General features: G+C 70.9%; 22 protein-coding genes. 4 read left to right on the top strand and 18 right to left on the bottom strand.

The window, feature by feature from the left end:
* Positions 1 to 4 precede the first annotated feature (4 nt).
* From nuoF to FRANCCI3_RS02680, 7 genes are all read right to left on the bottom strand, one after another.
* Positions 5 to 1,336, bottom strand: a complete 1,332-nt coding sequence (gene nuoF / locus FRANCCI3_RS02710; protein ID WP_011435003.1) for an NADH-quinone oxidoreductase subunit NuoF — start codon at positions 1,334 to 1,336, stop codon at positions 5 to 7.
* Between the two features lie 2 nt (positions 1,337 to 1,338).
* The gene (gene nuoE, locus FRANCCI3_RS02705) at positions 1,339 to 2,127 is read right to left on the bottom strand and encodes an NADH-quinone oxidoreductase subunit NuoE (RefSeq protein ID WP_011435002.1); all 789 of its coding nucleotides are present in this window, start codon (positions 2,125 to 2,127) and stop codon (positions 1,339 to 1,341) included.
* Positions 2,127 to 3,575 (bottom strand): NADH-quinone oxidoreductase subunit D, encoded by a 1,449-nt coding sequence (locus FRANCCI3_RS02700; protein WP_011435001.1) that lies wholly within the window; start codon positions 3,573 to 3,575, stop codon positions 2,127 to 2,129. Before FRANCCI3_RS02700 ends, nuoE begins: the two co-directional genes overlap by 1 nt.
* An 88-nt stretch (positions 3,576 to 3,663) precedes the next feature.
* Complete coding sequence (locus FRANCCI3_RS02695) at positions 3,664 to 4,374, bottom strand: NADH-quinone oxidoreductase subunit C (RefSeq protein WP_011435000.1); 711 nt, start codon at positions 4,372 to 4,374, stop codon at positions 3,664 to 3,666.
* Positions 4,375 to 4,377: 3 nt separating this feature from the next.
* Positions 4,378 to 5,193: a NuoB/complex I 20 kDa subunit family protein gene (locus tag FRANCCI3_RS28910; RefSeq protein ID WP_011434999.1), complete on the bottom strand. Its 816-nt coding sequence runs from the start codon at positions 5,191 to 5,193 to the stop codon at positions 4,378 to 4,380.
* Positions 5,184 to 5,546 carry an NADH-quinone oxidoreductase subunit A gene (locus FRANCCI3_RS02685; RefSeq protein WP_011434998.1) on the bottom strand — a complete coding sequence of 121 codons (363 nt, stop codon included), beginning with the start codon at positions 5,544 to 5,546 and terminating at the stop codon, positions 5,184 to 5,186. Before FRANCCI3_RS02685 ends, FRANCCI3_RS28910 begins: the two co-directional genes overlap by 10 nt.
* Positions 5,547 to 5,664: 118 nt before the next feature.
* A complete protein-coding gene (locus tag FRANCCI3_RS02680) occupies positions 5,665 to 6,969 on the bottom strand; it encodes a geranylgeranyl reductase family protein (RefSeq protein WP_011434997.1) in 1,305 nt (434 codons plus the stop codon).
* A 571-nt stretch (positions 6,970 to 7,540) separates the two neighbouring features.
* On the opposite strand from FRANCCI3_RS02680, the gene FRANCCI3_RS02675 reads away from it, so the two are divergent.
* Positions 7,541 to 8,260 carry a dienelactone hydrolase family protein gene (locus FRANCCI3_RS02675; protein ID WP_011434996.1) on the top strand — a complete coding sequence of 240 codons (720 nt, stop codon included), beginning with the start codon at positions 7,541 to 7,543 and terminating at the stop codon, positions 8,258 to 8,260.
* A 74-nt stretch (positions 8,261 to 8,334) separates the two neighbouring features.
* On the opposite strand, the gene FRANCCI3_RS02670 is transcribed toward FRANCCI3_RS02675, so the two are convergent.
* The 5 genes from FRANCCI3_RS02670 to FRANCCI3_RS02650 all read right to left on the bottom strand — a co-directional run bounded on the left by FRANCCI3_RS02670 (position 8,335) and on the right by FRANCCI3_RS02650 (position 13,837).
* Positions 8,335 to 9,060, bottom strand: a complete 726-nt coding sequence (locus tag FRANCCI3_RS02670; protein ID WP_011434995.1) for a demethylmenaquinone methyltransferase — start codon at positions 9,058 to 9,060, stop codon at positions 8,335 to 8,337.
* 13 nt (positions 9,061 to 9,073) lie between these two features.
* On the bottom strand, positions 9,074 to 10,156 hold the full coding sequence (gene add, locus FRANCCI3_RS02665; protein ID WP_011434994.1) for an adenosine deaminase: 1,083 nt from the start codon (positions 10,154 to 10,156) through the stop codon (positions 9,074 to 9,076).
* Positions 10,157 to 10,180: 24 nt separating this feature from the next.
* Positions 10,181 to 11,368, bottom strand: coding sequence for a cyclic dehypoxanthinyl futalosine synthase (mqnC, locus tag FRANCCI3_RS02660; RefSeq protein ID WP_011434993.1), 1,188 nt, complete (start codon positions 11,366 to 11,368; stop codon positions 10,181 to 10,183).
* A gap of 327 nt (positions 11,369 to 11,695) precedes the next feature.
* On the bottom strand, positions 11,696 to 11,956 hold the full coding sequence (locus FRANCCI3_RS02655) for a hypothetical protein (protein WP_011434992.1): 261 nt from the start codon (positions 11,954 to 11,956) through the stop codon (positions 11,696 to 11,698).
* Positions 11,957 to 11,998: 42 nt separating this feature from the next.
* Positions 11,999 to 13,837 carry a serine/threonine-protein kinase gene (locus tag FRANCCI3_RS02650; protein WP_011434991.1) on the bottom strand — a complete coding sequence of 613 codons (1,839 nt, stop codon included), beginning with the start codon at positions 13,835 to 13,837 and terminating at the stop codon, positions 11,999 to 12,001.
* A gap of 545 nt (positions 13,838 to 14,382) precedes the next feature.
* Between FRANCCI3_RS02650 and FRANCCI3_RS02645 the strand changes: the two genes are divergently transcribed.
* On the top strand, positions 14,383 to 15,348 hold the full coding sequence (locus tag FRANCCI3_RS02645; protein ID WP_011434990.1) for an NAD(P)/FAD-dependent oxidoreductase: 966 nt from the start codon (positions 14,383 to 14,385) through the stop codon (positions 15,346 to 15,348).
* 102 nt (positions 15,349 to 15,450) lie between these two features.
* A complete protein-coding gene (locus tag FRANCCI3_RS02640) occupies positions 15,451 to 15,924 on the top strand; it encodes a sirohydrochlorin chelatase (protein ID WP_011434989.1) in 474 nt (157 codons plus the stop codon).
* On the opposite strand, the gene cobA is transcribed toward FRANCCI3_RS02640, so the two are convergent.
* The 6 genes from cobA to FRANCCI3_RS02610 form a co-directional block, all read right to left on the bottom strand.
* Positions 15,890 to 17,416, bottom strand: coding sequence for a uroporphyrinogen-III C-methyltransferase (cobA, locus tag FRANCCI3_RS02635; protein WP_011434988.1), 1,527 nt, complete (start codon positions 17,414 to 17,416; stop codon positions 15,890 to 15,892). The two genes, FRANCCI3_RS02640 and cobA, sit on opposite strands and share 35 nt — an antisense overlap.
* Positions 17,417 to 17,476: 60 nt before the next feature.
* The gene (locus tag FRANCCI3_RS02630) at positions 17,477 to 18,148 is read right to left on the bottom strand and encodes a phosphoadenylyl-sulfate reductase (protein ID WP_011434987.1); all 672 of its coding nucleotides are present in this window, start codon (positions 18,146 to 18,148) and stop codon (positions 17,477 to 17,479) included.
* Between the two features lie 101 nt (positions 18,149 to 18,249).
* Positions 18,250 to 18,486, bottom strand: coding sequence for a hypothetical protein (locus FRANCCI3_RS02625; RefSeq protein ID WP_011434986.1), 237 nt, complete (start codon positions 18,484 to 18,486; stop codon positions 18,250 to 18,252).
* Complete coding sequence (locus FRANCCI3_RS02620; protein WP_011434985.1) at positions 18,479 to 20,188, bottom strand: nitrite/sulfite reductase; 1,710 nt, start codon at positions 20,186 to 20,188, stop codon at positions 18,479 to 18,481. The genes FRANCCI3_RS02625 and FRANCCI3_RS02620 overlap by 8 nt, the downstream gene beginning before the upstream one ends.
* A 60-nt stretch (positions 20,189 to 20,248) precedes the next feature.
* Positions 20,249 to 20,440 carry a putative leader peptide gene (locus FRANCCI3_RS02615; RefSeq protein WP_035729528.1) on the bottom strand — a complete coding sequence of 64 codons (192 nt, stop codon included), beginning with the start codon at positions 20,438 to 20,440 and terminating at the stop codon, positions 20,249 to 20,251.
* A 222-nt stretch (positions 20,441 to 20,662) separates the two neighbouring features.
* A complete protein-coding gene (locus FRANCCI3_RS02610; RefSeq protein WP_035729690.1) occupies positions 20,663 to 21,148 on the bottom strand; it encodes a response regulator in 486 nt (161 codons plus the stop codon).
* A gap of 575 nt (positions 21,149 to 21,723) precedes the next feature.
* Here FRANCCI3_RS02610 and FRANCCI3_RS02605 point away from each other — a divergent pair.
* Positions 21,724 to 22,719: a helix-turn-helix domain-containing protein gene (locus FRANCCI3_RS02605; protein ID WP_011434983.1), complete on the top strand. Its 996-nt coding sequence runs from the start codon at positions 21,724 to 21,726 to the stop codon at positions 22,717 to 22,719.
* Positions 22,720 to 22,723 lie beyond the last annotated feature (4 nt).

Below are 22,723 nucleotides of genomic sequence, written 5' to 3'. Positions count from 1 at the left end.
ATGGTCAGTGCGCTCCCGCGTAGGCACCCGGGGCGGACGCGGGCGAGCCGTCGCCGGCCGTGGCGTCTCCCGGGGTGGGGTTCGGCTTCGTGGTCACCGCACTCACCGGGATGAACTCGTCCCGGAAGTACTTGATCCCCGAGACGATCGGGGAGGTGGCCCCGTCGGCCAGCGCGCAGAATGCCCGGCCGAAGATGTTGTCGCAGGCGTCGACGAGGGTGTCCACGTCCTCGGCGTCGCCTTGGCCCCGTTCCATCCGGGACAGGATCTGCACCATCCAGGTGGTGCCCTCGCGGCACGGAGTGCACTTGCCGCACGACTCGTGCGCGTAGAACTGGGTGAGCCGGCGGACGACCTTGAGCATGTCGACCGTGTCATCCATGATCATGAGTGCGGCCGTGCCAAGCAGCGACCCGGCCTCCTGCATGCCCTCGAAGTCGAGCGGCGCGTCGAGGTGCTCGGCGGTCAGCATCGGAGTGGACGACCCGCCCGGGGTCCACGCCTTGAGCCCGTGACCGCCCCGCACGCCGCCGGCCAAGTCGAGCAGCTCCCGCAGCGTGGTGCCCATCGGGGCCTCGTACTGGCCGGGCCGGGTCACGTGCCCGGACAGGCTGTAGATCTTCGGCCCCGGCGAGCGCTCCCGGCCCATTGACCGGAACCAGTCCACGCCGTAGTTCACGATGTACGGCACCGACGCGATCGTCTCGACGTTGTTGACCACCGTCGGGGAGGCGTACAGGCCGTGCGTCGCGGGGAACGGCGGGCGCAGCCGCGGCTGGCCGCGACGGCCCTCCAGGGAGTCGAGCAGGGCTGTCTCCTCGCCGCAGATGTAGGCGCCCGCGCCGGAGTGCACGACGAGGTCGAGGTCGAAGCCGCTGCCGAGGATGTCCCGGCCGAGGTAGCCGGCCCGGTAGGCCTCGGCCACGGCGGCCTGCAGCCGACGGGCCGCGTGGATCAGTTCGCCGCGCAGGTAGACGAACGCCCGGCCGGCCCGCACCGCGTAGGCCGCGATGATGATCCCCTCGATGAGCGAGTGCGGGTCCGCCATCATCAGCGGCGCGTCCTTGCAGGTGCCCGGCTCCCCCTCGTCGGCGTTGATGACGAGGTAGTGCGGCCTGCCGTCGCCCTGCGGGATGAAGCCCCACTTCATCCCGGTGGGGAAGCCGGCGCCGCCGCGCCCCCGCAGCCCGGAGTCCTTCACCAGCTTGATGAGGTCGTCCGGGGCCATCGCGAAGGCGGTGCGCAGCGCGGTGTAGCCGTCGAGGCGGGTGTAGGTCTCGATCGTCCACGACTCCGGCGTGTTCCAGCGCCGGGTGAGGACCGGGGTGACGGGCATTGTCAGCTCCCCTTCCGTTCCGAGGAGGCCGGGGTCGTCGGCGCTGGAACCACCGCGGGCGGCGGCCCGGCAGGCGGTGGGGCGGCGGGCCGCGGCGCCGCCGCGTCGGCCACCACGCCGTGGGTGACCAGCGGCGCGGGCGCCTGCTCGGCGCTCCAGCCGGCCGCCTCGGCCACGAGGAGACCCACGACCGACGGCTCGCCGACCCCCGGGCCCGCGACGCCCTCCGGTCTCGGATCGCCGAACCCGGCGAGCTGGCGGGAGACCTCGGCGAACGAGCACAGCGGACCGCCGCGGGTCGGCGCCGGCCGCCGCCCCGCTCGCAGGTCCTCGACGATCGCCTGGGCGGAGTCGGGGTCGACCTGGTCGTAGAACTCGTAGTTCACCGTCATGACCGGTGCGTAGTCGCAGGCCGCGAGGCACTCGGCGTGCTCGAGGGTGATCGACCCGTCCGGCGTCGTCTCGTCATGGCCGACCCCGAGGAGCTTCGAGACCCGCTCGTAGACGTCCTCGCCACCGAGCAGCGCGCACGACAGGTTCGTGCAGACCGAGACGAGGTAGTCCCCGACCGGATGCCGCTTGTACATCGTGTAGAAGGTCGCCACCGCGCCGACCTCGGCCCGGGTGATGCCCAGCACGTCCGCGCAGAACGCGACGCCCTGCGCGGTCACGCATCCCTGCTCGGCCTGTACCAGGTGCAGCAGCGGGAGCAGGGCCGAACGGGATCGGCCGGCTGGGTACCTGGCGATGATCTCCTGCGCGGCCGCATGGGTCTCCGGCGAGAACGCCATCAACGATCAACTCCCCCGAGCACCGGGTCGACTGAGGCGACCCCGACGATCACGTCCGCCACCTGGCCGCCCTCGGTCAGCGCCGGGACGGCCTGCAGGTTGACGAAGCTTGGATCCCGCACGTGGACGCGGAAGGGTCTCGTGCCGCCGTCGCTGACCACGTGGTAGCCGAGCTCTCCGCGCGGCGACTCGATCTGGGTGTAGACCTGACCGGCCGGGACGCGGAATCCCTCGGTCACCAGCTTGAAGTGATGGATCAGGGCCTCCATCGAGGTCCCCATGATCTTCCGGATGTACGCGAGTGAGTTGCCCGTCCCGTCGGACCCGACAGAAAGCTGGGACGGCCAGGCGATCTTCTTGTCGGCGACCATGACCGGGCCGGGACGCAGCCGGTCCAGACACTGATCAACGATCTTGAGTGACTCGCCCATCTCCTCCAGCCGCACCAGGTAGCGGGCGAAGGAGTCGCCCTCCAGCGCGGTCGGCACGTCGAACTCGTAGGTTTCGTAGCCGCAGTAGGGCATGGTCTTGCGCAGGTCCCACGGCAGGCCCGCGGCGCGCAACACCGGGCCCGTGGTCCCCAGCGCGATGCAGCCGGCCGCGTCGAGAACGTTGACGTCGACCATCCGGGCCTTCCAGACTGGCTGGCCGGTGAGCAGCGCGTGATACTCCCTGATCCGCTTCGGCATGTCCGCGAGGAACGCCCGGATGGCCCGCTCGGCGCCGTCGGGGAGATCCTGGGCGAGGCCCCCGGGCCGGATGTAGGCGTGGTTCATCCGCAGCCCGGTGATGAGCTCGAGCAGGTCGAGGACCTTCTCCCGCTCCCGGAAACCGAAGATCATGGCGGTGGTGGCGCCGAGCTCCATGCCGCCGGTCGCGAGCCACACCAGGTGCGAGGCGATCCGCTGGAGCTCCATCACCATCACCCGGATCACCGTGGCCCGCTCGGGTACCTGCTCGGTGATGCCCAGCAGCCTCTCCACCGACAGGCAGTAGGCCGCCTCGTTGAACAGCGGCGAGAGGTAGTCCGCCCGGGTGAGGAAGGTGACCGCCTGAGTCCAGGTGCGGTACTCACAGCTCTTCTCGATGCCGGTGTGCAGGTAGCCGATGACGAGGCGGGTCTCGGTGACCGTCTCGCCCTCGATCTCCAGGACCAGGCGGAGCACCCCGTGGGTCGACGGGTGCTGCGGCCCCATGTTGACGACGATCCGCTCGTTCTCCTCCTCGCCGACGCCGAGGATCTGCTCCCAGTCGCTGCCGGTGACGGTGTAGACCCGCCCGTTCGCCGACTCGGTGAAGCCGGCCTCGTAGGCCGGATGCTCCCCGGGTCCGCCGACGGTCCCGGTCGGGCCCCCGACGCCGTTCGCGCCGTCGGGGGCCCCGGTGCCGTTGGGAGCCCCGGTGGTCAGATCGTCCGTGGTGGAGGAAGTCGACGTGTTGGTCGTCATAGCGAACCTCGGATGTCGCCTCGTGGGATGTCGCCTCGTGGGATATCGCCTTGGCGGTGCCGCCGGCCGGCCGGGGCCGGACGCGGGGTCACGAGTAGCTCCGGCGCTCGTCTGGCGGCGGGATCGTGGCACCCTTGTAGTCGACGGGGATGCCCCCCAGCGGGTAGTCCTTGCGCTGCGGGTGCCCGATCCAGTCGTCCGGCATCATGATCCGGGTCAGGCCCGGATGACCCGTGTAGACGATGCCGAACATGTCGTAGGTCTCGCGCTCGTGCCAGTCCGCGGTGGGCCACACCGAGGTCAGGCTCGGCACGGTGGGATCGGCGTCGGTGACGGACACCTCGACCCGGACCCGGCGACGGTGCGTCATCGAGGTCAGGTGGGCCACCGAGTGCAGGCGACGGCCGGTGACGTCGTCCGGGTAGTCCACGCCGGACAGCGAGGACAGCAGCTCGAACCGCAGGTCGGGGTCGTCGCGCAGGGTTTGCCCGACGGCGACGAGGCTCTCCCGGCGCACGTGGACGGTCAGCTCCCCGCGGTCCACCACCACCCGTTCGACGGCGTCGCCGAGCTGGGGGAAGGCACGTTCGAGCGCGTCGTAGACGGCGTCGGCGTCGGCGTCACCGAACGGGCGGGCGGTGGAGCTCAGGATCGGAACGGGCGTGACGAGCCCGCCGAACCCGGAGGTGTCACCGCTGTCACCGGCGCCGAACGCGTCCCGGCGCTGCCCACCCGGACCGCCGGGCACGCCGGCGGCGCCCGGTATCAGGTCGGCGGAGGCTGTGCTCTCGTCGCTCACTGCCTAGATCCCCCGATCCGGGCCGTCGACATCACCGATGCTCTCGGTGGTTGGACCGGGCCCGTGCGCCCGGGCCTCGTCACTCGGCTTGGGGTCGACCGGTATCCGCTTGGCGCGCCCGAACACCGACGGCGGCGCGAGGGCGGCGGGGCGGCGGGTGTCCAGGGCGGGTTCGACCGCCCCGCCACCCGTCGGCGCCGGCGCCCCGGCCGGGATCGAGAAGCGCTTGCGGTCGTTCACCGAGAGGGTCCGGGTGTCGAACGCGCCCTCCGGCAGACCGGCCCGGGCGGTGGCCACCTCGATGGGTTTCGGATACGGCGAGGAGCCGATCTTCGTGTGCTCGATCCGGCCAGAGATCGGGCCGGCGAGGATCTTCTCGTGCAGCTTGATGATGGCATCCATGAGCATCTCCGGCCGCGGTGGGCAGCCGGGGAGGTACATGTCGACCGGGACGATGTGGTCCACACCCTGCACGATCGCGTAGTTGTTGAACATGCCGCCGCTGCTGGCGCAGACACCCATCGACAGCACCCACTTGGGCTCGGGCATCTGGTCGTAGATCTGCCGCAGCACCGGCGCCATCTTCTGACTCACCCGGCCGGCAACGATCATGAGATCGGCCTGGCGCGGGCTGGCCCGGAAGACCTCCATGCCGAATCGGGACAGGTCGTAGCGGCCGGCTCCCGTCGACATCATCTCGATCGCGCAGCAGGCCAACCCGAAGGTCGCCGGCCACAGCGACGAGCGCCGTGACCAGTTGGCGAGCTTCTCGACGCTGGCGAGAAGCACACCGCCCGGCAGCTTCTCCTCTAGTCCCATTCCAGACCTCCACGCCGCCACTCGTAGGCGTACGCGACGAAAATGGTCGCCATGAACAACGCCATCGCGCCGAGACCGAATACCGCCAGACTGTCGAAGGCGACCGCCCAGGGGAAGAGGAAGATAATCTCGATGTCGAAGACGATGAAGAGCATCGCGGTGTTGTAGTACTTCACCGGGAAACGCTGCGGTCCGGCCGGGGCCGGGGAGGGTTCGATCCCGCACTCGTATGCGTCGATCTTCGCACGGTTGAACCGGCGCGGGCCGATCAGCGCACCGGCCGCGACCGAACCGACCGCGAACAGGGCCGCGATCACGAGCAGAACGAGGATCGGCACATAGTTCGAGAGCATGCCGAACTCCTCTCCTTCGAGAGTTTGTTACCGGACGTTGGGGTGAAACGGCTCGCCGGTGAACGGACCGCGAACGGTCCGGACTCGGTCCGCGGAACCAGTGGCCATTTCGGACACGTCAGGCCGCGGGAGCGAGCCGGGTCATCGCGTTGATCAGCCGGTCCATCGCATCCCCTCCCCGGGGGTCGGTGAGATTTGCCATGATCTTGAGAACGAAACGCATGAGGACCGGTCTCGGCAACCCGTAGCGGGTACCGAACGCCATAATCGTCGGATTGCCGATGAGCTGGACGAAGAACCGGCCCAGGGTGTAATAGCCCCCGTACCGGGCCCGCATGAGTTCCGGGTACTGGCCGAGTGCCCGCTCCCGCGCCGGACCATCCGGGCGGGCGAGGGCCTGCACGGCGATCTCGGCGGCGTACCGACCGGATTCGAGCGCGTAGGCGATGCCCTCGCCGTTGAAGGGATTCACCATCCCGCCCGCGTCACCGACCAGCAGCACGCCGTCGCGGTAATGGGGGGTCCGGTTGAAGCCCATCGGCAGGGCGCTGCCACGCACCGGGCCGATGGCGTTGTCCTCGGTGTATCCCCACTCCGGCGGCAATGCGGCGAGCCAGCGGCGCAACAGGTCCCGGTAGTCGGTGTTCTGGAAGGCGTCCGTGGTGTTCAGCAGGCCGAGGCCCACGTTGCTCGTGCCGTTACCGACCCCGAAGATCCAGCCGTAGCCGGGCAGCAGTCGGCTCTCGCGCGGCCTGCCCTCCCACAGTTCCAGATGGGACTCGAGGAAGTCGTCGTGCGTGCGGGGGCTGCGGTAGTAGCGGCGGACCGCGACCCCGAGCGGCCGGTCCTCCCGGCGGCGGATACCGAGGGCGAGCGCGATGCGGGCGCTGTTACCGTCCGCCGCGACGACCAATGGCGCCCGGAACGTCACAGGTGCCCGGTCAGTGCCGGTCCTGGCGTGCACGCCGACGACCCGTCCGGTGCGCTCGTCGAGCAGCGGACCGGTCACGGCGGTCCCCTCGTGCAGCCGGGCACCAACCTTCACCGCGTGGCGGGCCAGCAGATCGTCGAAGTCAAGCCGCGGACGGACCAGGCCGTAGTCGGGCCAGCTCGCCAGCTCCGGCCAGGGCAACTCCAGGCGGACGCCGCCGCCAATGATGCGAAGCCCCCGGTTACGGGCCCATCCGGCCACGGGCGAGGTGTCGACACCCATGTCCACGAGGCTGCGGACGGCCCGCGGGGTCAGCCCGTCGCCACAGACCTTCTCGCGGGGGAAGGTCGTCTTCTCCAGCAGGAGCACGTCGAGCCCGGCGCTGGCGAGATGGTAGGCGGCCGAGGAGCCACCCGGACCCGCGCCGACCACGATGACGTCGGCGTCGGCCTTCGACCGGCCGGCCGCACCATCAGCCCTTGTCGTCGCCATGGTCACGAATTGCTCCGGATCTGCTAGACCACTCGTCCCGGGGGCGCCCCACCGGGGGCCCTCCACCTGTGTGCTCGTGAAATTCTTCACGAGCGTTCCCGGCGAGTGTAGGCCTTGCACAGGTCAATCGCACCAACCAGGATGCTGCGAAGAACGGACGGGTTGATTTCGTACACCCTATCGTTACCGTGAGCGATAGTTCGCGGCGCCGGACGCCCGCCGCCGGGGCTCGGCCGCCGATCGCCATCGTGAGCGGCGGGTAAAATCTTCGCCCGATCAGCCTGGATCAGGCCAGCTCACCCGCCTGGTGTCGGTCCGCAACACTCGCCCGGAGCGTGAAGCGCAACGGAGAAACCACGAAGCCGGGCCCCACCGCCCGCCGGTGGCCCATATTCGCCCCCGGGGTGGGATCAGCGCCCGTGCGGGGTAGTCCCTCCACAGGTCACCCGAAACGCGGTGGCTCGTCCGCGGTCGCCGCCGGTGTCCCGACGACACGGACGCATCATCACCCGAACGCCGTCACCCGAACACCGTCACCCAAAGCAGCACGGACTGGGAACGAGAGAACGCGATGACCACCGCAGAGACCGTCGTCATCCCCACCCCCGACGGGCCCGCCCCGGCCACGCTCACCGAACCCGATGGTCCCGCACGCGGCGGCGTCGTCGTCCTCCACGAGGCGTTCGGCCTCACCGAGCACATCACCGATGTCTGCTCGAGGTTCGCGCGCGCGGGCTGGCGGGCCATCGCCCCCGACCTGTTCCACCGCGCGGGCTCGCCCGTCTTCGACTACGACGACCTCGCCTCCGCGGTGAAGATCCTCGATGAGCTCAACGGCACCGACCTTCTCGCCGACATCGACGCCGCGCTGGCCATCCTCGCCGAGGAGGGCACCGCCATCGACCGCTGCGCCGTCGTGGGCTTCTGCGTCGGCGGGAGCATCGCCTTCCAGGCTGCGGTGGCCCGGCCGTTCGGCGCCGCGAGCACCTTCTACGGTGGCGGGATCACCATGCGCCGCTTCGGGGAACCCGCCCAGCTGGATCTCGCCGACCGCCTGCAGGCACCGTGGCTCGGCCTGTACGGCGACCAGGATCCGAGCATCCTCGCTTCGGAGGTGGAGGACCTGCGGGCGGCGACACGGAAGGCGTCCGTGCCCGCCGAGATCGTCCGTTACCCACAGGCCGGGCACGGCTTCCACAACGACGCCCGCGCCGGCGCCTACCACGGCCCGTCGGCGAAGGACGCCTGGTCACGCATGCTGACCTGGTTCGACTCGCATGTTCCCGGCTGAGCCCACCCCGCCTGCCGTGGCGCCGGCCGGTCCAGCACCATAACCGGTCCAGCACCATGACCGGTCCAGGACCGTCAGTCCGGGGCGTGACCCCGGTGCAACGCCACCACGCCGCCGGTGAGGTTGCGCCAGCCGACCCGGGACCAGCCCGCCTCCCGCAGCAGGCCAGCCAGCTCCGCCTGGGCGGGCCAGGCCCGGATCGACTCGGCGAGATAGACATACGAGTCCGGGCTGTTGCTCACCGCGCGGGCCACGGCCGGCAAGGCCCGCATCAGGTACTCGACGTAGACCGTCCGCCAGAGCGCCCAGACCGGGCGGCTGAACTCGCACACCACGAGCATCCCGCCCGGACGGGTCACCCGACGCAGCTCGGTGAGGCAGCCGAACGTGTCGGCGACGTTGCGCAGACCGAACGAGATCGTCGTCCGGTCAAAGGTCTCGTCCCGGAACGGCAGCCGCAGCCCGTCCCCGGCGGTCAGCAGGATCCGCCCAGCCTCCCCCGGCAACGGCCGCGACGCCAGCCGACGCTGCCCGGCCCGCAGCATCCCCAGGGAGAAGTCACAGGCCACCACATCGGTCCCGGCGAGAGCGAAGGCTCGTGACGAGGTCGCCGTCCCGGCGGCGAGGTCGAGGACCCGAAGCCCCGGCCGCAGGTCCAGCGCGCCCGCCGCGGCGCGCCGCCAGGTCCGGTCGAGCCCGCCGGTGAGCACGGTGTTGGTCAGGTCGTACCGGTTGGCCACCCCGTCGAACATCGACGCGACGTCCCGCGGACGTTTGTCGAGTCCCGCTCTGCTCACCATGCCCCTTCCCCGCTCACCATGCCCCTTCCCCGCCGCCGAACCGCGCCGAGGCCGCCGCCGAGGCGTCGCGGGCGGCCCTCTCGACGGTGTCCCAGTCGGTGCTCTCGCCGATCCGCCGCAGCCGCGTGCGGGTCGGCTCGTCGCACAGCGCGCCCGCGACCCCGGCGGTGTACAGGTCGCGGGCCCGGGCACCGAGCCCTGCCGCGACCGCGTGCTCCGTCTCCAGATCGGTGCCGAACATAGCGGGATCGTCGGTGGCAAGCGAGCACGCGACCCCGGCCCGCAGCAACGCCGCCAAGGGGTGGTCGTCGAGGGATGCCACCGACCGAGTCCGCAGGTTGGACACCGGGCAGACGTCCAGCACGATCCCCTGATCGACCAGCCGTCGCATCAGCTCGGGGTCCTCGGCGGCCCGGATCCCATGCCGGATCCGCCTGGCTCCCAGCGCGTCGAGCGCGCCCCGTACGGACACCGGGCCCGCCGTCTCCCCCGCGTGCGGGACCGCGGCGAGCCCGCCGTCGGCGGCCAGTGCGAACGCCGGCGCGAACGGCTCGGGGGGATGACCGACCTCCGGTCCGCCGAGCCCAATGCCGACGACACCGCGATCGGCGAACCGCACCGCCCACCGCGCCACCTCCATCGCGGCCTCGACCGGCAGCACCCGCTCGATGTCCGGGGTGAGGCGCACCTCGACGCCATAGCGTTCCCGGGCCTCGATCGCCCCGTCGGCGTAGCCGTGGAAGATCTCCTCGACGCGGACCCCCCGATGGACCCGGAACCAGGGCGAGAAGATGCCCTCCAGGTAGACGGCGCCCGCCCGGGCCGCCTCGGCGGCGTAGTCGACGACCACCTGGCGGAAGTCGGCCTCCGTCCGCATCACGTGGGTGGTGAGGATCCAGGCCTTCAGGAAGTGGTCGAAGTCGCGGAAGCGGTAGAGGTCCGCGAGGCCCTCGACCGTGCGGGCAGGCAGCGCCTCGGAGTTGCGGCGCGCCATCTCCAGCAGGGTGGCGGGACGGACCGTGCCCTCCAGATGGACGTGGAGTTCGATCTTCGGCCCGGTCGGGGACGGGACCGCGAATCCGGAGGGGTCACTCACCCGGTCACTGTATGGTGCGCCCGGCTACGCGGAGATGAGCGGTAGCGCGGTGGAGGAGAAGTGCGAGGCCACCCGGTCGTCAACCGGGTCCTGCGCCGGGTCGCGGTGCACGACGAGGTGCTGGTAGCGGGTGTCGCGCTGAGCGGGGATGCGGCCGGCAGCACGGATCAGGGAGATCAGCTCCGACCGGTTGGTGCGGTGGCGCGCCCCGGCGGAGGAGACGACGTTCTCCTCCAGCATCACCGAGCCGAGGTCGTCGGCGCCCATGTGCAGGGTGAGCTGGCCGATCTCCTTGCCGGTGGTCAGCCAGGAGCCCTGCAGGTGCGTGATGTTGTCGAAGAACAGCCGCGCGACCGCGACGAGGCGGAGGTACTCCAGGGTCGTCGCCTGGGTGCGCCCGCCGAGATGATTGTTCTCCGGCTGGTAGGTCCAGGGGATGAACGAACGGAACCCGCCGGTCCGGTCCTGGACGTCCCGGATCATCGTCAGGTGTTCGATGCGCTCGGCGTTCGTCTCCCCCGTGCCCATCATGAAGGTGGCGGTGGATTCCAGGCCGAGGTTGTGGGCGGTCTCCATCACGGACAGCCAGACGTGACCGGGCTCCTTCAGCGGAGCGATCGCCTGCCGGGGCCGTTCGGTGAGAATCTCCGCTCCCGCGCCCGCGAAGCTGTCCAGGCCCGCGTCCCGCAGCCGGGTAATGACCTCGGGAAAAGTCAGATCGGACGTCCGGGCGATGTGCACAACCTCGCTGGCGCCCAGCGAGTGCAGCGCCAACTGGGGATATGCCTTCTTGATGGCGGCAAAGGTACGCTCATACCACTCGATGCCGAAGTCGGGATGGTGCCCGCCCTGCAGCATGATCTGCGTGGCGCCGAGCTCGACCGCCTCCCCGCACTTGGCGACGATGTCCTCGACGTCGCGGACCCAGCCCTCGGCATGCTTCGGAGCGCGGTAGAAGGCGCAAAACCGGCAGGCGGTCACGCAGACATTCGTGTAGTTGATGTTCCGGTCGATGATGTACGTCGCGATGCCATCGGGGAAACGGCGCCGACGGACCGTGTCCGCCGCGCCGCCGAGCGCGTGCAGCGGCGCCCTCGTATAGAGGAGCAGCGCCTCCTCCGCGGAGATACGCCCGCCGGCTGCGGCCCGGTCCAGCACAGACCGGATCTCGCCACCACCCCGACCCACCGGAATCTCACCATCGACATCCATACGGCCCTCCCCGCGTAGCGCCTTCGGCGCGACGCGGGGACCCCTGGCATCGGGCGCCGTTCGGGGTCTCCGTCGAATCACCTTCGGCGATCCTCCCAGGGTAGCCGTCGGAGCCTTCCGCGCGACGCGGGGACCCCTGGCATCGGGCGCCGTTCGGGGTCTCCGTCGAATCACCTTCGGCGATCCTCCCAGGGTAGCCGTCGGAGCCTTCCGCGCGACGCGGGGACCCCTGGCATCGGGCGCCGTTCGGGGTCTCCGTCGAATCACCTTCGGCGATCCTCCCAGGGTAGCCGTCGGAGCCTTCCGCGCGACGCGGGGGATGAACGGTCAGTGTCCGGATCGCGTCCTCGGGTCCACCGGGCTGGAGCCACCACGGGTGGCGTCAGTGTAGCCGGCTGTCGAGGAGCCGGCCGGGCTGGCGGGACCGGCGTCGTGGTGACCGTGGCCGCGGCTGGTGAGCTTCGCCTGGAGCTGCTTGATCTTGGCCCGGTTCTCCGGCCGGTTGGCCGCGGCCTTGGCCTTGTTGACCATCTCCTTGGTCTTCGGGCTGTGTAGGAAGTCCGTGATCTTGTTCGAGAAACTGGCCATGACAACGGTGTACCTATCCGGGCAGGGGTTTACGCCTGCCGGTCACCCGTTCGACGACCCGCCCGAGGAGCCGCCGAACGTGTCCCTCACCCGGTTCCACAGGCTGTCGAGCTGGTCATGGGTGTCATCCTTGACGGACGTGACGACCTTGTTCCACAACCGCTGGCGCTGTTCGTCGACCATCAAGGCGATCTGGTCCGCCGCGGAGAGCAGCAGCAGGACGACAAGAACGAACAGGATCGTGCGCTTGAAAGGGATCCGCAGCCGGAACCGACGCCGGGGACGCGGTCGCGGCACCGATTCGGCGTAGGGAGCCGGCGCGCGTCCGCGCGGCGCCGGCCGCGCCTCGGCCACCCGCGGGGCCGGGGCAGGCGCGGGACCCGCGGGCGCCGACGGGGGCCGCTGCTGGGCCACGGGGCGGGGCCGGGCCGGCGCCTGGGGAGACGGTGCCGCCTCCGCGGCACGGCCGGCGTAGGGCTGACCGGCGTAGGGCCGACCGGCGTAGGGCCGACCCGCGTGGGCCTGGTCCGGGTAGGGCTGACCGGCGTGCGGAGAATCCACCCGGGGCTGGCCGCCGTGCCTCGGGCGGGCGTCCGGCGCCGGCGGCGGATGGCCCCCCTCGCCGGAATTGTCGAAACCCGATCGGTGGCCGTTCCCGTCGGCCTCATCGTCGTACTGGACGAATCCGCCGCGGCGCCGTCGACGGGCCCGCGGCACCCCGTGCCGCGGGCCCGCGGCACGGTCGGCGGCCGGTGGCGGTGCCAGCGCGGGTGGCGGCACAGGCGGACCGGCCGGCGGGGGCCTGTCGCGGGCCGAGTCGTTCCACCAACGGTCGCCGCCGAGGGGCCGGGGCTCATTCTCCCACCAGCGCCGCTGTTCATACGGGGTCGCAACGTGGGTCGGATCCGGCCAACCGGCCCCGGCACCCCCGGCGAGCGCGGCCGCCCCAGCCCCGGCGGTACTGCGCCCCCGTGGCCAGGTCCCGTCGAGCAGTGCGGTCGCGGCGTCCCGCGCGTCACCGGCCCGGCCGCGTTCGCCGAGTAGGGTGAGCAGCAGGTTCTCGGTGGAGGGCCGGTCCCGGGGGTCGCGGGCGAGCGCGGACCGGACGATCGGCGTGAGATCCGGCGGCATGGCCCGCAGGTCCGGCTGACCCGTCAGGATCTTCTCCGACATCTCCAGGTAGGTGCCGTGGCCGTAGGGGTGACCGCCGGTGGCCGCGTAGCCGATCAGCAGTCCCCAGGCGAAGACGTCGACCGCCGGACCGAGCGCAGCGCCCTCCATCTGCTCGGGCGCCATCCAGCCGACCGAGCCGAGGACCAGACCCGTCTGGGTGCGGCCCTTCGTCATGTCGAGCGTGCGGGCGATCCCGAAGTCGATGACCCGGGGGCCGGAGTACGACAGCATGACGTTGCTCGGTTTGAGATCCCTGTGCACGATGCCGGCCCGGTGGATGGCGGTGAGCGCGGACGCCACGCCGACCGCCACGCCCTGCAGTGTCGACAGCGGCAGCGGACCGGACTCGGTGACGGCCTGATCAAGCCGGACGCCGTCGATGTACTCCGTGACCAGATAAGGACGACGCGCGTCGGGATCGGCGTCGAGTACCTGGGCGGTGCAGAAGGGCGCGACCCGCCGAGCGGCCGCCACCTCGTCCCGGAAACGTGCCCGGAATTCCGGGTCGGCGGCGAGGTCCGACCTGATCACCTTGATCGCAACGAACTTCTCGGCCGCGTCCTGGGCGAGGAACACCGTTCCCATCCCACCCGCGCCCAGCCGACCGACGACCTGGTAAACACCGATCGTGGTCGGATCATCGGGATGCGGCGCCTCGGCCGGATATCCGCCGATAGGCGAAACCCGACGCGCCGATCGTTCCGTCACTGTTCTCCCGCCCGTGTTATACCTCCGGCCGCGGCCCAGGTACCGTTCCGGCCTGGGAGCCGTCACCGGTGCCGCAATTGTCTCCCCGTGCAGGGAGATGAACCCATCATCACGCCACAGTCCGTCGTCGCCCAGTCCCTACGGGCATCCGCAACGGCGCGGAAGTCACGCTAACCCTCTCGAGTAAATCGATGTCGAGCGTTGTCCGCCAGCCGACGCGGCGGATCCGATCGTTCCCGCCAGCCGTATCCGAGGAGACCGCAGGTGGTCGACAACAACCACAGGTGGTCGACGACTCACCATTCCGCGGATGAAGGCGGGTGAGGTGTGTCTCCGGCAGGATGAGGGAGGGAACATCCACTGCTACCGACCGGCTGCCCCGACAGCGCCGGTCGGCCGCCAAGCCTAGGGAGTCACCCGTGGTCACGCAGTCCGCCGATGCGCACCAGCCCGCGAACGCGGTCACGGAGACCGACCCCGCGGCCGGAGCGAGCGTCACCGGCGCCGTGCGGTCGGGGACGTCCCCGGTCGACACCGACGTCGACATGCTGATCGTAGGCGCCGGTCCGGCCGGTCTCTACGGCGCCTACTACGCCGGATTCCGCGGCATGTCGGTCGCGCTCATGGACTCGTTGCCCGAGGCCGGCGGTCAGGTCACCGCGATGTACCCGGAGAAGGTGATCTACGACATCGCGGGTCTGCCGGCCGTCCGGGGGCGGGAACTGATCGACGCCCTGTTGATCCAGGCGAACCAGTTCTCCCCCACCTACCTGCTGGGCCAGCAGGCCGCCGAGCTGGCCCACAAGCCGGACGCCGTGGTGGTGACCAGCAGCCAGGGCCTTCGGGTACGCGCCAAGGTCGTCGTCATCACCGGCGGTCTCGGCACCTTCGCCCCCCGCCCGCTGCCCACCGGCACCGCGCATCTGGGCCGCGGCCTGGTCTACTTCGTGCCCAAGCTCGACGTCCACACCGGCCAGGACGTCATCGTGGTCGGCGGCGGGGACAGCGCCTTCGACTGGGCGCTGGCCCTGGAGCCGATCGCCCGCTCGGTCACCCTCGTGCACCGGCGGGACCGGTTCCGGGCGCATATGTCCACAGTCGAGCGGGTCGAGGCGTCCTCCGTCGAGATCCTGACCTTCACCGAGGTCGCCATGGTCCACGGTGAGGAGTGGATCGAGAAGGTCGAACTGGTGCAGACCCGCACCGGCGACCGACATGTCCGACCCGCGCAGGCGGTCGTCGCCGCGCTCGGATTCACCGCCGACCTCGGACCGCTGACCCGCTGGAATCTGACCATTGACAAGCGGCACATTGTCGTCGACCCGACGATGGCGACCGGGGTCGAGCGGATCTTCGCGGCCGGCGACATCACCGAGTACCCGGGGAAGGTCCGCCTGATCGCGACGGGTTTCGGGGAGGCCGCGACGGCGGTCAACAACGCGGCGCCGCTGGTGGACCCGTCGGCAAAGATCTTCCCGGGGCACAGCTCCGACGACGGCACCGGCGGCTGAGCGCCCGGCGGGCGTGGCCGACAGGCGTGGCCGACGGATGCGGCCGACGGATGTGGCCGTTTCCGACCGGGCACCGGCGGACCCGCGGCGCACACTGGGAACATGCGCGGTCTACTGGTGATCGGTCACGGATCCCGGCGGGACGAGGCGAACGCGACGGTTCGGGAACTCGCCCACCGGCTCCTGGTCGATCCCGGCCATGTGGTCGATCCCGGCCATGCCGCCGCGCCATGGACGTGGGGGGCGGTCGAAGCCGCCTTCCTTGAAATCGCCCAGCCCGACATCGCCACCGGGTACGCCACGCTGGCCGACGCGGGATGCACCGAAATCGTCGCCTACCCGTTCTTCCTGTTCGACGGCAACCACACCCGCCGGGACATCCCGGCGGCACTGGAGGGCGCCCGGTGCCGGCACCCGACGACCCGATGGGTGCTGTCGGAGCCGCTCGGGCTGCACGCGAGCGTCGTCGACGCGGTCCGCGCGCGACTCGACGACACCCTGCGTCTCCTGGTCCGCGAAGCCGATGCCGCCACCCTGAAGATCAACCCCCAGGCGAGCCGGTGGACCGGCTGGTGACGACGAAGTCCGCGACGGCGGCCGCGAGCGGATGGACCCCGGGTTCGGTGGGCACGATGTCCACCCGCATGCCCGCCGCCGCGCAGGCCAGCGCGCTGCGTCGACCCATCGCCGCGATGAGCAGATCGGGCGGGAGAGGTCCGTAGATCTCGGCGGTGCCGCGGGCGGCGGTGGACGACGCGAAGACCGCGACGTCGAAGTCGCCATGCCGGAGCTCCTCGGCGATCCGGGGATCCGGCTCGGCGGTCACGTCGGTGAGCAGCGGCACCCGGCGCAGGGAACACACCGCGTCCGGCGGGTCCGCCGCGCCGGCGATCAGCACCCGCGACGAGCCGGTCGGACCGGCGGGACCGGCGGGACCGGTCGACGATGGATCCGCGGACAGCGGATCCGTGGACAGCTCGGCGACGGGCACCGAGGCGAGGCCCAGGCCGTCAAGCGCTTCCGCGGCGTCCTCGCGGGCCGCGACGAGAGTCAGGCCGGCCAACGCCCGCACGTCGGTGCCGGCTCGACGCAGCAGGGTCACCACGGCGGCGACCTCGTCCGCATCGGCCAGCAGCAGGCCGCCCGCTCCCGGCAGCGCCGCCACCAGCGCGGCACCGGCGTCCTCGACCGGCGCGGGCCGGGCAACGACGGTCTCGACCGCATCCGCGCCCAGCTGCCGCAGCCGGCGAGCCAGCAGACCCGGCCGCGGCCGGGTACGGGCCACGAGTACCCGGATCCCGGTGAGCGGCCCCGCCTCCAAGGCCAGCGCGTCCCGGCGCGCCGCGACCTCTCCGACCACGATCACCGCGGGAGACCGCACACCGGCCGCGATCGCGTCGATCGCCAGCGCGTCCAGGGTGGTCCGCAGGACCCGCTGCGCCGGGGTCGCCCCGCGCTCGATGACCGCGACCGGCGTCGCCTCGGGGCGACCGCCGGTGAGCAGCGCGTCGGCGATGTCCATGAGACGCGCCACCCCCATCAGGATGACGATGGTCGCCCGGGAGGCCGCGAGAGCGGCCCAGTCCACCGTCGACTCCGGATGGCCGGGTGGCAGGTGCCCCGAGACGATGGCAACTTCCTGCGCGAGACCACGATGGGTGACCGGGATGCCGGCACAGGCGGGTACGGCCAGCGCCGAGGTGACGCCGGGCACGACGGTGCACGCGACCCCCGCCGCGGCGCAGGCCTGCGCCTCCTCGCTGCCTCGCCCGAGCATGTAGGGATCGCCGCCCTTGAGGCGGACGACGCGCGCACCGGCGCGCGCCCGGTCGACGAGGACCGCGTTGATCTCCTCCTGGGTCCACGACGGGGCGGCCGGGCTCTTGCCCACGTGGATGATCTCGGCGCCGGCCGGGGCGGCGCCGAGGAGGACGGCCGCGGCGAGCCGGTCGGTGACCACGACGTCCGCGTTCGCCAGCACCTCACGGCCGCGAACGGTGAGCAGACCGGGATCGCCCGGACCCGCGCCGACCAGCCAGACCTCACCCACACTTCGCCCGTCCGTCACGGCGTGCACCGTACCTGCTCGGTTGCCTTCGAACACCGGCAGCCGGCAGGCCCGAGGAGGTCAGTGGATGCCGCACTCCGTCTTGATCGAACCGACCCACCGGCCCTCCCGGCCGGCGCCCCGCCGGGTGCACGGCCAGCAGCCGACCGAGTCGTAACCATCGGAGAGGAGCGGGTTGACGATGACGCCGTGCTCGGCCACGTAGCGTTCGACGTCCTCGTCGGTCCAAGCCGCGAGCGGGTGGATCTTCACCTTGCCCCGTCGGGCGTCCCAGTCGACGACCCGGAGCTTCGCCCGGCTGGGCGACTCCGCCCGCCGCGACCCCGCGGCCCAGGCACGGTAGGGCGCCAGGGCCCGATCCAGCGGAACGACCTTGCGCATCCGGCAGCACAGGTCCGGGTCGGTCCGGTAGAGGTCCTGGCCGTAGACGGCGTCCTGGCCGACGACGGTGAGCTGCGGACGGGCGCTGATGATCGGCAGGTCGTAGGTTCCGGCCACCGCGTCCCGGGTACCGACGGTCTCGGGGAAGTGATAACCGGTGTCGATGAAAACCACGGGGACGTCGGACCGAATCCGGGCGAGCATGTCCACGAGGATCGCCTCAGCCATCGAGGCGGCGATCGCCAGCTTCGTCCCGAATTCCCCGACCGCCCAGCGCAGGATCTCCTCCGCCGGCGCGCCCTCGAGGTCGTCCCCGGCCCGCAGCGCCCGGGCCTGCAACGCGGCATCCATCAGCTCGTCTCCTCGTCGTCACGCAACCCGGCTCCGGCGACGCCGCAGGCGGATGCCGCGGTCGTCCACCGGGCAGCCGCCCGGGTGCTGTCCATTGCCGATCACCGTGCCGCCTGCTCTTCCGCCGCGCCGAACGCCCCGCCCGTGATGACGGCGGTCCCGCCCGAGGCGACCGCGAGGGCCGTCAGGCTCAGCCGGAAGCCCCGCAGGCAGGACCGGCACGCCCAGTACCCGTGACCATGTCCCGCGCCGGAGCCCTCCGGCGGCGTGTCCGGGACGATGTCCTCCTCGCCGCAATACGGGCAGTAGAAGGGCACCACCCGCTCACCGCTAGCCATCTGCGGCACCGAGCGCCGTCAGTTGGGCCTCGTCGGCCCGCTCCGCCCAGTCCGCGAAGCTCTCCCCCGCGGTCCGGTCCGCCCGGTAGGTCTCCAGCACCGCGACGACGTAGTCGACGAGGCCGTCGGCGGTCACCTTCAGACCACGCGACTTGCGGCCCAGCCGCGACCTGGTGCCCAGGTGCCCGCCGAGGTGGACCTGGAAGCCCTCGACCATCTCACCGGTGGCGTCGTCCGGTACCAGGGAGCCCTTGAGCCCGATGTCGGCGACCTGAAAGCGGGCGCAGGCGTTGGGGCAGCCGTTGACGTTGATCCCGATCGGCTCGTCGAAGTCGGGCAGCCGGCGTTCGAGCTCGTCGATGAGGTCGCGGGCCCGACCCTTGGTCTCGACGATCGCCAGTTTGCAGAACTCGATACCGGTGCAGGCCATCGTGCCGCGCCGGAACACGCTCGGGCGGACCACCAGGTCGAGCGCACCGAGTTCGGCCTCCAGCGCGTTGACGTCCGCGTCGGCGACATCGAGGATGACGAGCTTCTGCGTCGTCGTGGCGCGGATGCGGCCCTGCCCGAACCGGTCGGCGAGGTCCGCCACCGCGCTCAGCGTGGTCCCGCTGAGCCGACCCGCCCGCGGTGCGAACCCCACGGCGTTGCGGCCGTCGCGCTGGCGGTGCACCCCGATGTGGTCGCGCCCCTCGCTGCGCGGCGGGGCCGGCGGCGGGCCATCGGGCAGCGCCGAAGCCAGGTACTCCTTCTCCAGAGTCGCGCGCACCCATTCGGCGCCCATGTCCGCGACCAGGAACTTCAACCGGGCGCGGGTGCGCAGCCGTCGGTAGCCGTAGTCTCGGAACAGCGATACGACGCCGTGCCAGACCTCGGCAACCCGCGCCGGCGGCACGAACGCGCCCAGCCGCACGCCGAGCCGTGGGTTCGTCGACAGACCGCCACCGACCCACAGGTCGTAGCCGGCTCCCAGCTCCGGATGGACGACCCCGACGAACGCGATGTCGTTGATCTCGTGCAACGTGCAGTGGTCGGCGCAGCCGGAGATGGCGCTTTTGAACTTACGGGGCAGGTTGGCCAGCGTGGGGTCGCCGACGAACCGGCGGACGACCTCGTCGATCGCCTCGCTCCCGTCGATGATCTCGTCACCGTCGACCCCGGCGAGCGGGCAACCGAGGATCACCCGGGGGGTGTCGCCACAGGCCTCGGCGGTGGTCATGCCGGCGTTCTCCAGCGCCGCCCAGATCGCCGGCACATCCTCGATCCGGATCCAGTGGAGTTGGATGTTCTGCCGGTCGGTGACATCAGCGACGTCCCGGCCGTAGCAGGTGGAGACGTCGGCGATCACCCGGAGCTGATCCGAGGTCATCCGGCCGCCGTCGAGCCGGATGCGCTGCATGAAGTAGGAGTCGTCCAGTTCCTCGGGTTCGAGGATCGCCGTCCGCCCGCCACTGATCCCCGGCCGGCGCTGGGTGTACAGACCCCACCACCGGAACCGGCCCCGCAGGTCCTGGGGATCGATCCCGTCGAAACCGGTGCGCGGGTAGAGGTTGAGGATGCGGTCCCGCACCTCCAGGCCGCCTTGGTCCTTCTTCATCCGCTCGTTCGCGTTGAGCGGCTCGGAATATCCCAACGCCCACTGGCCCGCTCCCTTGGGTCGGGACGGGCGCGCGGACCGGGCAGGACGAGCAGGAGAAGTCATGAGATCTCTCGGTGCGCGAGGAAGTCGCGGCGCCGACAGCGGGCGCCACGAACGGAGACGTCAGCGGGGGCGGCGACAGCCGGCGCTGGAAACCCGCAGCAGGTCGACGTGCAGACGGGCGACGAGCATCGGCTCGATCACCAGGCACGGCACCGCGGGGGACGACGCAGCCCGGCGCCGGCGGGAGGCATCGACCGGAAGGCCCGACGCCTGCCCAACCGGCACCCCACCAGCGAGGGCGCACGTAGTCACGAGCCCATGTTTCCACAGAAGTACGGCCGATGGGCAAGTCGGGGCACTGTCCGGCCTACTTCGACCCGCCATGCTGCTCCAAACTGCAACAAACCGGACAGCCAGCCCCGAGATCGTCCATCATGGCCGATGCGACCGATGCGGCAACCATGACAGCCACCGAACATAAAACTCTATCATGCCAGTGGAGAAAATGAACAATTCTGCCAGTCGCAAGATCGCTCAGATCGTCCGGTGGACGGCGCACAGCCGTCGAAGCTGCTCCACCAGCGGACCGGTGGCCAGCCCTTTCTCCAGCAGGGCGTCCGCGCCGAGTTCCAGCACCTGGTCGAGCAACGCATCCTCAGAGAATCCCGTGAAAATCACCACCGTGGCCCGCGGCACGACCCGCCGGATCCGCGGCAGGGCGGCGATGCCGTCGAGGACCGGCATGGCCAGGTCAAGCAGCACGAGGTCCGGCTCGGTGCGGACGACCTCGTCGATCGCCTCCGCGCCGTTGGACGCGGCGCCGACGATCACGAAGTCGGGTTCGGTCTCCAGCAACAGGCACAATAGTTCGCGCACGCCGTCCGCGTCGTCAACGACGACGACGCGCCGTGGACCGGGCGGAGGCACCTGCTCCCCCGGAGGGGAACCACGGCCCACAGCGGAACCGCCGGCCAGGCCGACGGCCTTCTCCCCGACGAGCCCGACGGTGTCGGCATCCACCGAACGGCCGGTATCCACCATTCTTTTGTACGCGCCCCGCCCGACCCCGCGCATCGTCATTCAGGATGGTTTCCGAGGATGACCCACGTTGGCCATCAGGCCGATACCCGCAGACCGTCGCGAAGCACCGCAGCCTGGACGCGGCCGCGATAGCACACCATGCGGGAATAGCCCGTCCGGACGAGCCCTCGGCGATTCCGCCGCTTTCTGCCAACACTTCCGTGGCAACGCTCGCGTTTCCCAACAATAACCCAAGAAGGTCGGCATAATGTCTCGACGGAGGCGCGGTACGACGGACGACTTCCACGCTACGATCAATCGGTCGACCACGAAGCGCGACGCCGATCAACTTCGCCTGCCACCCGACAGCTGAGAGTAATCATTGGAACTGGATGTGTATGGGACTTTTGACCTCTAGTCTACTAGGGTGCAGTCTGGAGTAATCTGATCACTATCGGTGACTCTCTGCTGGCCATCGGGCGGGCGACCGTCAGGCGGGCGGGCAGAGACAGCACACGACTGCTGAGCTTCCCTCCTCGGGAGGCGGGACCTTGCCACGCGGAAGGACGTCACAGATGCGGCAACGGAGCCGAGGCCGGCACGATGCGGCGACCGCCGAAGACCTGCTACCCGCTGAGGTCCGACGGCGGCGCTGTGAACGTGTCCTCTCTCGGGAGGAGCTCGCCCGACGCACCGGCTACAGCCGCCAGTACATCGGTCAGCTCGAACAGCCCAGCCGAGGCATCCCCTCCCGGCCGGTGATCGCCGCAGTCGACGCGGCGCTGGAGGCCGGGGGCGCCCTCATCGACCTGCGTGAGGCAGCCGTCGCCGCCCGGGCGGAACGCCTGCGTCGCAGGCCCGATCCGGAGCGGGAGTCCCGCCGCCGGGTTTCGGATCTGCTCGACCACCGCCGGTCGGACACCGAACTGGACTACCTCGATCGGTTGGTGGCCGATCTGATCGCCAAGGCCGATCGGCTCGATCCACAGGACGTCACCGCCCAGGTGCTGGAGCAGCAGAACGTCGTCGACAACCTGCTACACACGCCCATGCTGCCGCACCAGCAGTTCCGGCTGTTCATGCTCGCGGGTCACCTGGCCGGGCTGCTCGCCATCTCCCTGTTGGACGTGGACGAGCTCGCGGGAGCCAGCACCTGCTGCCTCGAGGCGGCGGTGTTCACCGAGCTGACCGGTCACGAAGGACTACGGGCCTGGACCCTCGCGGTCAACAGCCTCATCGACGCGGCCGCCCGGCAGGTCTGCGAGGGCACCGAACCCGGCACCGAACCCGGCATCGTGTCCGGCGACGGCCCCGGGGCCCCCGTGCCACCGGACCCACGGTCCGGGCCGCCAGGTGAGCCCAGCGCTCCGAGGTATGCTCTGGCCGACGGGGATGATTCCGGTGGCGAGACTCTCGACGAGATGCTGATCGCGCCGGGCGGGCGAGCCACCCCGCCCCGGTTGATCGCGCTGGTAAAGGGCCGTATCGCGCGCTTCGCCACGGCGAGTACGCGCCGAGCGGTTCCGATTCCGCCGACCAGTATCTCCCGCGCGTTCCGACCACCGGTCTGAGCGG

The organism is Frankia casuarinae (assembly GCF_000013345.1).
Classification (GTDB): domain Bacteria; phylum Actinomycetota; class Actinomycetes; order Frankiales; family Frankiaceae; genus Frankia; species Frankia casuarinae.
This window is presented reverse-complemented; position numbering and strand designations above follow the sequence as displayed.

Excerpts from the sequence above, each read along its gene's own strand:
- FRANCCI3_RS02605 (WP_011434983.1), top strand. The coding sequence starts at position 21,724 with ATGCGGCAACGGAGCCGAGGCCGGCACGATGCGGCGACCGCCGAAGAC.
- FRANCCI3_RS02680 (WP_011434997.1), bottom strand. The coding sequence starts at position 6,969 with ATGGCGACGACAAGGGCTGATGGTGCGGCCGGCCGGTCGAAGGCCGAC.
- nuoF (WP_011435003.1), bottom strand. The coding sequence starts at position 1,336 with ATGCCCGTCACCCCGGTCCTCACCCGGCGCTGGAACACGCCGGAGTCG.
- FRANCCI3_RS02620 (WP_011434985.1), bottom strand. The coding sequence starts at position 20,188 with ATGACTTCTCCTGCTCGTCCTGCCCGGTCCGCGCGCCCGTCCCGACCC.
- FRANCCI3_RS02675 (WP_011434996.1), top strand. The coding sequence starts at position 7,541 with ATGACCACCGCAGAGACCGTCGTCATCCCCACCCCCGACGGGCCCGCC.
- FRANCCI3_RS02700 (WP_011435001.1), bottom strand. The coding sequence starts at position 3,575 with ATGACGACCAACACGTCGACTTCCTCCACCACGGACGATCTGACCACC.
- FRANCCI3_RS02655 (WP_011434992.1), bottom strand. The coding sequence starts at position 11,956 with ATGGCCAGTTTCTCGAACAAGATCACGGACTTCCTACACAGCCCGAAG.
- mqnC (WP_011434993.1), bottom strand. The coding sequence starts at position 11,368 with ATGGATGTCGATGGTGAGATTCCGGTGGGTCGGGGTGGTGGCGAGATC.
- FRANCCI3_RS02645 (WP_011434990.1), top strand. The coding sequence starts at position 14,383 with ATGCTGATCGTAGGCGCCGGTCCGGCCGGTCTCTACGGCGCCTACTAC.
- FRANCCI3_RS28910 (WP_011434999.1), bottom strand. The coding sequence starts at position 5,193 with ATGGGACTAGAGGAGAAGCTGCCGGGCGGTGTGCTTCTCGCCAGCGTC.
- FRANCCI3_RS02670 (WP_011434995.1), bottom strand. The coding sequence starts at position 9,060 with ATGGTGAGCAGAGCGGGACTCGACAAACGTCCGCGGGACGTCGCGTCG.
- FRANCCI3_RS02625 (WP_011434986.1), bottom strand. The coding sequence starts at position 18,486 with ATGGCTAGCGGTGAGCGGGTGGTGCCCTTCTACTGCCCGTATTGCGGC.
- FRANCCI3_RS02630 (WP_011434987.1), bottom strand. The coding sequence starts at position 18,148 with ATGGATGCCGCGTTGCAGGCCCGGGCGCTGCGGGCCGGGGACGACCTC.
- FRANCCI3_RS02685 (WP_011434998.1), bottom strand. The coding sequence starts at position 5,546 with ATGCTCTCGAACTATGTGCCGATCCTCGTTCTGCTCGTGATCGCGGCC.
- FRANCCI3_RS02640 (WP_011434989.1), top strand. The coding sequence starts at position 15,451 with ATGCGCGGTCTACTGGTGATCGGTCACGGATCCCGGCGGGACGAGGCG.
- nuoE (WP_011435002.1), bottom strand. The coding sequence starts at position 2,127 with ATGGCGTTCTCGCCGGAGACCCATGCGGCCGCGCAGGAGATCATCGCC.